We start from the raw sequence: 10,281 nt of genomic DNA on the forward strand, positions 1-10,281 counted from the left end.
TACTGTTATCACACCTGCAGCTGCTCGTAAAACTTCGCGGCATCTTCTTGAACCATTTTAAAACTAAAGGGAAACGACAATGCCTCATTGTTGATAACAATTACCGGTGCCTTAGGATTACGATAATCTAATAACCCAGCGAAGGGGTAGACCCGCATCGAAGTCCCGGTAATCACGATCAGATCGGCATTTTCCATGGCGTTGACCGCATTTGAAATATTAGTCTCATTCAAACCTTCTTCATAGAGCACCACGTCGGGTCTTAACTGCCCGCCGCAGTCCTCATGCACTGGCGACTTTAGATAAGTCTGCCAATCCACCGACTTGTGACATTTTTGACAGTAGACCCGGTACAGATTGCCGTGGAATTCCACTAAATGTTTCGCGCCGGCTTCACGGTACAGGTTATCAATGTTTTGCGTCACAATAGTGGCCCGGTCCTGCTGGGTCAGCGCTGCTTGTTTTTCATGAATCACGTTGGGCTTGGCATCCGGCTTATACAAATTGGTCTTCACGTAGTCGTAAAACACGTCTGGTTCCTGCGTTAAACAGCTATGGCTAAGATAATACTCCGCGTTTTTATGATGGGTATACAGCCCATTGTTTGACCGATAATCCGGTATCCCAGAAGGTGTCGAGACCCCGGCACCCGTCAAAAATACGATGTGCTTTGATTGTTCAAAAGCCCGTTGAATCGTTTCATCCATAAACATGACCCCCGATCATTGTCACCTTTATCTTAAACTATACGGCATTTCTAGTTTCTTAAGCAGGTCCTCAACTGAGAGTGAATAAATTGCCTTGTAGTAGTCGGGATTGTCGTTGTCCTTAGTGGGCGCTGAGATCACAAAGGAGTTCTGACCATCCGCGCGGTTAATGCCTACATAGGCGCGACGCTTGGTTTTTATATCCACCATGTCAGAATGGTACAGTTCAAACATTTGGCGGACTTCTAAGTGTAATTGACGCTTAGAAACCACATTGGAGATCGTGGCAAATTCCGTCATGTTGATTGGCGGCAATCCCCAGTCCTTCAATTGGTCATCAAACGCCTTAAATAATTTCACAACGTTACGTCGCAGTGTAAACGGTGAGTCCACCGGTTTTTCGGTGATGAGCGCATACAGTTTTTTAGCGGCAGCAAACGAAATCGGATAATCATTTTCTAGCTGATTATTGACCACTTTATTTTGGTCGCCATAAAAGACTAACGCATCCAACACGACCAGCAGCCGCAACGTCATTTTATCATCTACCGGGGTAGGTTCTGGGTCGATAGTGGCCCGAACCCCCTTCATGTACATCTGTTCGATTTCGTCATTGATCAGATTGTGCTTACGCTGTTCACTCACAACCACCATATGACTGACAGTATCGTATAATTCCGTCCCCAGCATCATCAACTGCTGGTCTAACTGCTCTTCACCAGTGGAAATGGCAAAGAAAATCTGCGGAAAACCGCGCAGCGTCATTAACAGGTGCAGGAGTTCATGAGAAGCCGTGTAGTCGGGCGCTGAAAGGTCGCTGATCTGAATCATAATGTGATCTTTGTCCTGAACCGCCTGTGCTTGATCATGGCGAACGTAGCCGCTTTGAAGTTGCCCGATAAATTGCAGTTCAACTTTACCGGGGGAAATTTCATTGACTGCGTCTAATAAGGATTGGGTTTCCGAATTAATTTCAACGTTTTGCATGCTTTATTCTCCTTGCTTTTCTCGAATTTGCTTCAATAACTGGGTTGCCTGTTCTTCATTAGGATCTGATAATTTCATTAATTGCTGCGTCAAGGCCGGTGTTTCAACGGCCGTGGCCCCAACTGACATGGCCAGCGAGCGCATTTGCATTTTCATGTGCCCCTGCTGAATACCGCTTGTGACCAGTGCCTTTAAGGCCGCAAAATTCTGAGCTAAGCCCACGGCAACAATCAGCTTCATCAGTTCTTCTGGCGATTTGATCTGGGCAATTTTTTGGTTAATTGCTACCAAAGGCAAGACCTTCGTGGCACCGCCAACCACCCCGATGGGCAGCGGCAACGTCAGCGTCCCCGTCAGCTGATTATCTGCTAGGTGCCATTGACTCAGGCCACGGTACTGACCATCCGTGACGGCAAAGGCATGGGCTGCACTCTCGATAGCACGCCAATCATTGCCCATTGCGAGCACCACGGCATCCACACCGTTCATGATCCCTTTATTGTGTGTCACTGCACGCATGGAATCAAGCTGGGCGATTCGGCTAGCTTGTTCGATCCGCTTGGCCACCCGTTTAGCATCATCAAGATCGTCGGCTAACTGGCCCACTGGAATCGACACGGTGGCCGTCGCGAGGCTTTGATCACCAGCGTTGGACAGAATACTAAACAACGTGGTGTGATGCAGCTTATTTTGAATCACATCCGCAATGGCTTCTAGCATCGTGTTCATCATGTTAGCACCCATTGCCGACTGAACGTCAACCGTCAGATCAATTGACACGAATCCTTCACCCAGATCACGGGTCCGAATCGTTTGGGGTCCGCCACCGCGTTTCACGATGGAAGGATGCGCCTGTCTGGCTACTTCCAGTAATTCATTTTGGTGCAGGGCGACCCAATCGTCGATGGAAGCGTACACCCGCACATCGCTCAGTACTACCTGTCCCGTCAACAATCGTGAGTGAACAGTGGCAGCAATCCCGCCAGCCTGGGCTAATTGCTTAGCCCCATTACTGGCGGCCGCAATCACGCTGGGCTCTTCGGTCACCATCGGAACAACGTATTCGTGCTGGTTGACCAAAAAGTTGACCGCCACACCCTCAGGTAATTGATACGTGGTTAAATAATTTTCAATCAGTAACGGCGCATCGCCTTGATCTGCACGCCGCTGCAGTTCTTGCTGCTCCGTTTCAGACAGTCCTAATGTTTTCGCTAAAATAGCTAATCGCTGTTCCGGTGTCCGCTTATAAAACTGTGAAAACGCCGCATTCATGTTCATCTATCCTCTATTATTAATTATAGTCGTGATTAAGATATGCGTGAATGATTCCCTCACGCACACCGCTTTCCGAGAAGATCACTCGGTCTGAATCTAACATCTGCAGTAAGATCACCAGTGGCATGATCCCGCCGATGATAATGTCCGCCCGGTCTGGTTCGAGGCCAGAGAGCTGCTGGCGCTCAGAACAGTTTTTCTGCAGTAACGTACTAAACAGCCGAAAAACTTCCTGAGTCGTCAGCTGGTAGCCATGAATCTGGTCGACATGCAGTATCTGTTGCTGACGCCGGCTCATCCGTGCCAGCGAGCGGTGAGCACCGCCCAGCAGGATCAAGGGTTTGGCCTGTGCTTCTCGCAGCCACCAGATATCTCTCAGCCGCTGCCGTAAAAAGACCGTGGCGTCGAAAAAGTCCGCTGCGTCAACTTTGTCAGATAAATTAAACTGTTCTGACAAATTGACCGCGCCAAACGGAATACTGATCAGATCACTTGCTTTGCCAGCACTAATGTTCACCATTTCCAGACTGGCACCGCCAACATCCAGCATTAGGGCGTCTGCTACCCGTAACCGGTTTTTCACGCCGAGGTAGTCATAGTAAGCCTCGTCATCACCAGATAAAATATCTAGTTTAAGCCCAACTGTCTGTTGAACCCGTGCCAGAAATTCCGCTTGATTTTTCGCCTGACGAACGGCTGCCGTGGCGATCGCTTTGACCGTCAAATTAGGCAACGACTCGTAGTGAGCCTTAAATTCCTGCATGGCGTCTAACGTCCGCTGAATGGCTGTCTCTTGGAGAATCTTTTCATCGCCCATCCCCTCGGATAAACGGGAATCTTCCTTATACCGAGCCACTTCACGAAAGGTTTTATCCGGCCGAATTTCATTAATCGCCATGCGGACTGAATTAGAGCCCAGATCAACGATCACTAAATTCTCCATCACCCGACGCCCCCTCCTATCATCGTTAACATTTTCTAGCCGAAGTAGTTTAGTCCCATTTTTTCCACGACTTCTTTTAACGTCTGGTTGGCAACGACATTGGCCTTTTCGCTGCCGTCCTTCAAAATCTGGTAAACACCTGGAATATCTTGAGCATACTGTTCACGGCGGGTCCGAATTGGGTCCAATACTGCTTGCAAAACATCGTTTAGATACCGCTTAATTTTAACATCTCCAAGACCACCATGTTGATATTGGGCCTTCAAATCAGCAATCTTTTGGGTATCCTCACCAAAAATATCCAGGTAAGTAAACACGGTGTTGCCTTCAACGTGGCCAGGATCTTCCACGTGAATATGGGTTGGATCAGTGTACATTGACATGACCTTCTTTTGCACCGTATCAGCATCATCTGACAGGTAGATGGCGTTGTTTAATGACTTACTCATCTTAGCGTTGCCATCCAGTCCAGGAATGCGGCCTTCCCCTTCTGGTGGGAAGTAGCCTTCAGGTTCAACCAGTACTTTACCGTAGATACTGTTAAAGCTCCGAACGATTTCGCGGGTTTGTTCCAGCATCGGTTCTTGGTCTTCACCAACGGGAACCGTAGTAGCTTTAAAGGCCGTGATATCAGCAGCTTGGCTAACGGGATAAATGAAGAAGCCCGCTGGCACACTTTGACCAAACTTCTTTTGTTTAATTTCAGTCTTGACCGTTGGGTTACGTTCCAAACGTGATACCGTAACTAAGTTCAGATAGTGCATGGTCAGTTCACTTAAAGCTGGGATCTGTGATTGTACCAGAATGGTTGACTTCTTAGGGTCAATGCCCACCGCCAAATAGTCCAAAGCCACTTGGATCAGTGAGTTGCGGATCTTTTCTGGATCCCGGGCGTTATCGGTCAAGGCCTGTTGGTCGGCAATCATAATGAAGGATTCGTAATCACCGGAATTTTGTAACTTGACCCGGTTTTGCAACGACCCCACGTAATGGCCAATATGCAGCTTACCAGTTGGTCGGTCACCCGTTAAAATAATTTTCTTATTGCTCATCGTAATCTCTCCTTTGTATTTGTGCCCGTCTTTTGGCGTGGTGATTCGGCTACTAAAAAGACGCCCCATTGCGTATGCAATAGGACGTCAACCGCGGTACCACCTAAATTTGTGACTAAAAGTCACCACTCTTGCCGATAAGGAGGCATCCAAAAATTCACTTGTCAGCTCCAAATTGATCATCGTGGCCATTTTCAGCAATCATGGTCTCTCTGCAGTGAAGATCTCGACGCACTGACGAATTTTTCAGCTATATAAAAGTTCCTATATAATGATTTCTATTTTAAGCAATTTAGCGGGTGTTGTCAAAGTTCAATTGGTCACGAGTTTTTCCAATTGACACAAGTACCTAATCACACTAAAATGGTTCAAGCACATTAAACGAAAGAGGCGGTTCTTTGGAATCACATGAACAAAAAATTGAACAGCAACGCGTCGATTCGGTGATTCATCAAATTACCGCAAAAATTAAGTCAGTCTCCATGGAGTACAGTAAAGCCCATGCTGAAATGAAGCTGGTTCAGCAAAACTACAGTGCCAACACCTCCGTGAACTACGTGGAAGTTGATGACCGAATTGATACCTCGGCAGAATTGCAGCAACAACGGGCCTTAGCTTCCCGGCTGATTGAAAATGAACAGATTATTTCCAATCAATTAAACGTTTATCAAGAGCTCGAAAAATCCCCCTACTTTGGGCGGATCGATATTCAAGACCCCGGTGAAACGGAACAGGATCGGCTGTACATTGGAACGGCCTCCTTTACCGATAAAAACGAAAACTTTCTCGTGTACGATTGGCGGGCACCGATTTCCGCCATTTACTACAACGGGACGTTAGGTGACGTCACCTACGACACGCCAGCAGGTAAGCAACTCACTAAGCTGACTAAGAAGCGCCAGTTCCTTATTCAAAACGGTCAGATTGAAAGCATGTTTGACACCAACGAAACCGTGGGTGATGAGATGCTGCAGCACGTGTTGGGCCAGCAAAACGACGAAACCATGCAAAACATCGTGGCGACGATTCAGCACGAGCAAAACGACATCATCAGAGATACCCGTTCTGACTTACTGGTCGTCCAAGGAGTCGCCGGTTCAGGCAAAACTTCCGCGATCTTACAGCGGATTGCGTTTCTGCTTTATCATAGCCGCCAGGAACTGCAGGCTGATCAAATTGTTTTATTTTCACCTAACAAACTGTTTAGCCATTACATCTCAGACGTGCTGCCCAGTCTCGGTGAACGCAATATGCGCCAGGTCACCTTAGCGGACTTTCTCACCCAGCGGCTACAAGGTCTGAACGTGGAATCACTATTTGACCGTTACGAAAAAGATTTGGATTTGACCCCTGAACAGCAGGCACTGGTCGACTATAAATCTTCGTCACAGTATATGCACCAAATTGCGGACTACTGTCAGCATTTGGCACCGACCCACTTTAAATTTAACCATATTTACTTTAACGGCCGAGTGTTCTTTGATAAGGCAGATATTGAACAGATCTATCAAGGCCTGCCACAGCTGCAGCCAGCTGAGCGCTTCTTACGCACGAAAAACATTTTGATCAAGCGTCTGAAGCACCGAATCGGTCAAGAAGCTAAATCCGACTGGGTCGCAGAAGAAATCGACCAGCTCTCAGATGAGCAGTATCACAATTTGTTAGGTTCCAAACGGCGCCACGATTTTCAGGAAATCGATGCTGAAACCAACTACATTGCCCGCAAAATTGTCACCCGGCGCCTGCGAAAAGTGTACGATGCCATCTATAATAATTACTTCTTGGATATTTACAGCCAGTACGCTGACTTCATGGATACAGTGACTCTTCCTGACAGCGTTTCTGCTAAGATCATGGCAACCGATAAGCAGAACTTCTCCCACGATATCGAATTTCACCGCTGTGAATTAGTGGATGCCGCCCCGTTACTCTATATTCGCGACATTCTCACCGGCGGCGGTCAGAATCACGCCATGCAGCACCTGTTTGTGGATGAAATGCAGGATTATTCGATTGCGCAGTTGCAGTACCTGCACCACGCGTTTCCTAAAGCCCACATGACTTTCTTGGGTGATGCTGAACAAGCCCTCTTTAAGGCGGTTCAGACGCCGGAAGAATTACTGACGAGCTTGCGGGATGCTTTTCAGGTCCGGCGGCCACGGCTATTAAAATTAAACCGCTCCTACCGGTCAACGTTACCGATTACGACCTTCGCCAAGGCACTCTTACCAGACGGTGACCAGATTGAAGCGTTCAACCGGCCAGGCCAATTACCGCGATTAGTTATCCGCTACGATGCTGAGAGCGGCTATGAAGCTTTAGCGTCTGAAGTAACCAATTTACGCGCTGATTACGGTACAGTAGCCATTTTAACTAAGAACTTGGAACAGGCACACGAGGTCTATCAAAAGCTCCACCATCAAGCTAGCGATGTGACTTTGATGACTGATGCTGACCTCTCTCTACCAAAGGGAACTCTGATCATGCCGATTTACCTGGCTAAGGGGCTGGAGTTTGACGCTGTGATTGCCTGGGACGTTTCTGCCACTAACTTTCCTAATGAGCGCTTCACCGGGACCTTATACACCATTGCGACCCGCGCCATGCATCAATTGGTTTTGATGAGTCTCGGCCCAGTATCACCACTGATTGCATCGGATAAAATGCCGAAATCGGTTCTGCAGATCGAACATGAATTAACGAATTAAATTTTAACGCTAATAAAGCGTCCTGAAGATAGTCGTAACCGGCTGCTTTCAGGACGCTTTTTTATTAAACCTTTTCGTTGATAGGTTTAACTGACTTGTTACTGGGTTTTAACGCCTGCTTAAGCATAAATGGTGCGATCATCGTTGCTAAAATGATGACCAGTACCATTTTGGAATAGGTGGCATTGGAGAGTAACCCCGCTTGCAGGCCAATCTGCACGGTGATCATTCCCATTTCACCGCGGGAGATCATCCCAGAGCCAATCACATAACTGCTGTGCCAGCTAAACCCAGTCAGCCGAGCACCTAATCCGCAGCCCACTAATTTAGTTAAACAAGCAAGCAGCGTCATCACTGCAATCAACCCCAGCGACTGTCCCAAGTAACGAAAGGACATACTTAAGCCGATGCCCACGAAGAACAGCGGAATGAAGGCCGCGTAGCCGATGGGTTCCATATGAGCTTCAATCACTTTTCGATATGAGGTGTGAGCAACTGCGATTCCCGCAAAAAACGCCCCAACAGCACCGCTTAACCCAACTGCATCGGCTGCCCAAGCCATGCCTAGACAGATCACCATAGACATGATCGTGACACTGGAATTCATGAGTAATTTTTCACTGATGCTCATTAAATAAGGGGCGATCCAGCGCACCACCAAATAAGTTCCACCGAAAAAGGCTACCTGTTCCAGTAAAATCAGGCCAATAGCTGTATGCTGGCCACTAGTCTTCAACCCTTGAGCTCCCATGAGACTGATCATAACGGATAACAGGATTACGCCGACAATATCGTCAGCTACCGCCGCACCTAAGATGGTTGCCCCCTCTGAGGTATCTAAAGCGTGATAATCTCGTAAAACGGCCACCGATATTGAAACTGATGTGGCACTAAAAATAACACCTATGTATGCTGCTTCAAATACTGAAAAATGAAAGGCAACTGCCGCGCCGCCCATACAAACAACTGGCATAACAACCCCACACAAGGCAACGATAATTGCTGGTTTAAAGAACCGCCGTAACAGCGCTAAATTACTTTCCAAGCCACCAATAAACATCAGCATGATAACCCCAATATCTGAAAAAGCATTCAGTAATTGGTTGGGCTGCACCCAGTTAAGCATGGCTGGTCCCACTACGATTCCCACTAAAATTTGGCCAATGACAGACGGCATTCCCATCCGGTTTGAGAAGTGTCCGGCAAAGGTCGTTAACACCAGCAGGAGGCATAATGTTCCTATAAAGTTCACACTTATCACCTCTTGTAGTAAAATAGTGCTGCATATTCGGCACTAAATAAAATATAACACTAACCAGAAGGGAAATCCTGTACATGTTTAAAAATTGGCGTCAAGCTGGACACATTAAGAAACAGACAACACAATATCAAGGGCGGGTATTCTCCGTTTCTCAGTGCCATATTGAGACACCAGATGGTCTTTCAGTTGAACGAGACCTGATTCACACGGCACCAACGGTTACGATCTTAGCCCTCACGGACGATCAGCGTATTGTGCTGACTAGTGAGTATCGGGTGGGAATCAATGCTGATTCCGTTTCACTGCCAGCCGGCATTATTAATTCTGGTGAGTCGCCAGAAACCGCTGCCAAACGTGAATTCCAAGAAGAAACTGGCTACCTCGCACGATCCGTTCAAGAGATGACCACCGTGACTTCATCTGAAGGCTTCATGGACCAAACGGCAGCCCTCATTTTATTACGGTTTGATCCGGCCAAGCGGACTGCCACCAACTTTGACGCAGACGAATTCGTGACAACTGAACTCGTTGATTTGAACCAAACCTTAGACTGGATCAAAGCCGGCAAGATCAATACTGCTCAGGCTTTAGCAGCAATCGGTTATTATCAGCTTTACTTAGCGAATTAAAAAAGCAACCTATGATACCGGAGGTGGGGTTCGAACCCACACGTCCTCAACGGACACTGGATTTTGAGTCCAGCGCGTCTGCCAGTTCCGCCACTCCGGCATATGCTCATTAGTTACGATAGCATATCGAATCTGTACCTGCGATACAAGACATATGATTTGCTATCGGGAAGACAGGATTCGAACCTGCGACCCCCTGGTCCCAAACCAGGTGCTCTACCAAGCTGAGCTACTTCCCGAAGACGTTTTATAAATTACCAACTATATTAGTATACTACTCTGATTTAGTTTTGACTAGCACCTTTTTAAGTCATTATGCAATCAATTTGACTTTAATCATATTTAATTGGTTTTGATCAATTGCCAGGTTGTGAGAATGGTGGCATGTAGTATAATATGAATTGCCGCTGTAGCTCAGGAGGTAGAGCACTTCCATGGTAAGGAAGAGGTCATCGGTTCAAATCCGATAAGCGGCTTTGGGGTATGCACAACTATGATAAATAATAAACCGGCCACAGTTCAATCAGGCAATGATACCAACTGAACTGTGGCCGGTTTATTATTATAAATTAAAAGACATCAAAAAAGCAGCCATCGATTACTCGATGACTGCTTCGTTTGCGTGGCAACGTCCTACCCTCGCAGGGGGCGATCCCCCAACTACTCTTGGCGTGCTGAAGCTTAACTACTGTGTTCGGCATGGGAACAGGTGTATCCTT

At 47.2% G+C, this 10,281-nt stretch carries 8 protein-coding genes, 3 tRNA genes and 1 rRNA gene; 3 read left to right on the top strand and 9 right to left on the bottom strand.

The features are described from left to right. Nucleotides 1-8 precede the first annotated feature (8 nt). Genes FFM73_RS06215 through trpS form a run of 5 tightly spaced genes read right to left on the bottom strand, consistent with a single transcriptional unit; the run spans nucleotide 9 to nucleotide 4,964 of the window. A complete protein-coding gene (locus tag FFM73_RS06215) occupies nucleotides 9-707 on the bottom strand; it encodes an NAD-dependent protein deacylase (protein WP_137630916.1) in 699 nt (232 codons plus the stop codon). 27 nt (nucleotides 708-734) lie between these two features. Then, the gene (locus tag FFM73_RS06220; protein WP_137630917.1) at nucleotides 735-1,694 is read right to left on the bottom strand and encodes an IpaB/EvcA family protein; all 960 of its coding nucleotides are present in this window, start codon (nucleotides 1,692-1,694) and stop codon (nucleotides 735-737) included. 3 nt (nucleotides 1,695-1,697) lie between these two features. After that, on the bottom strand, nucleotides 1,698-2,966 hold the full coding sequence (locus FFM73_RS06225; RefSeq protein ID WP_137630922.1) for a hydroxymethylglutaryl-CoA reductase, degradative: 1,269 nt from the start codon (nucleotides 2,964-2,966) through the stop codon (nucleotides 1,698-1,700). A gap of 19 nt (nucleotides 2,967-2,985) precedes the next feature. Continuing rightward, nucleotides 2,986-3,912 carry a Ppx/GppA family phosphatase gene (locus tag FFM73_RS06230; RefSeq protein WP_137630923.1) on the bottom strand — a complete coding sequence of 309 codons (927 nt, stop codon included), beginning with the start codon at nucleotides 3,910-3,912 and terminating at the stop codon, nucleotides 2,986-2,988. A gap of 35 nt (nucleotides 3,913-3,947) precedes the next feature. Further along, a complete protein-coding gene (gene trpS, locus FFM73_RS06235; RefSeq protein WP_137630918.1) occupies nucleotides 3,948-4,964 on the bottom strand; it encodes a tryptophan--tRNA ligase in 1,017 nt (338 codons plus the stop codon). Between the two features lie 398 nt (nucleotides 4,965-5,362). On the opposite strand from trpS, the gene helD reads away from it, so the two are divergent. Further along, a complete protein-coding gene (gene helD / locus FFM73_RS06240) occupies nucleotides 5,363-7,672 on the top strand; it encodes an RNA polymerase recycling motor HelD (RefSeq protein WP_137630919.1) in 2,310 nt (769 codons plus the stop codon). A 64-nt stretch (nucleotides 7,673-7,736) separates the two neighbouring features. Here the strand turns inward: helD and FFM73_RS06245 are convergent, their stop codons facing one another. Beyond that, on the bottom strand, nucleotides 7,737-8,924 hold the full coding sequence (locus tag FFM73_RS06245; RefSeq protein ID WP_137630920.1) for a cation:proton antiporter: 1,188 nt from the start codon (nucleotides 8,922-8,924) through the stop codon (nucleotides 7,737-7,739). 83 nt (nucleotides 8,925-9,007) lie between these two features. Between FFM73_RS06245 and FFM73_RS06250 the strand changes: the two genes are divergently transcribed. Beyond that, nucleotides 9,008-9,562 (top strand): NUDIX hydrolase, encoded by a 555-nt coding sequence (locus tag FFM73_RS06250; RefSeq protein WP_137630921.1) that lies wholly within the window; start codon nucleotides 9,008-9,010, stop codon nucleotides 9,560-9,562. Between the two features lie 15 nt (nucleotides 9,563-9,577). On the opposite strand, the gene FFM73_RS06255 is transcribed toward FFM73_RS06250, so the two are convergent. Beyond that, nucleotides 9,578-9,662: transfer RNA gene (locus FFM73_RS06255), tRNA-Leu, on the bottom strand. A 65-nt stretch (nucleotides 9,663-9,727) separates the two neighbouring features. Next, nucleotides 9,728-9,801: transfer RNA gene (locus tag FFM73_RS06260), tRNA-Pro, on the bottom strand. 164 nt (nucleotides 9,802-9,965) lie between these two features. On the opposite strand from FFM73_RS06260, the gene FFM73_RS06265 reads away from it, so the two are divergent. Continuing rightward, nucleotides 9,966-10,038: transfer RNA gene (locus FFM73_RS06265), tRNA-Thr, on the top strand. A 144-nt stretch (nucleotides 10,039-10,182) separates the two neighbouring features. Here FFM73_RS06265 and rrf read toward each other — a convergent pair. Further along, nucleotides 10,183-10,281: ribosomal RNA gene (gene rrf / locus FFM73_RS06270) — 5S ribosomal RNA — on the bottom strand; the annotation flags it as partial.

The organism is Secundilactobacillus hailunensis, assembly GCF_005405185.1.
In the GTDB taxonomy this organism is placed as follows: domain Bacteria; phylum Bacillota; class Bacilli; order Lactobacillales; family Lactobacillaceae; genus Secundilactobacillus; species Secundilactobacillus hailunensis.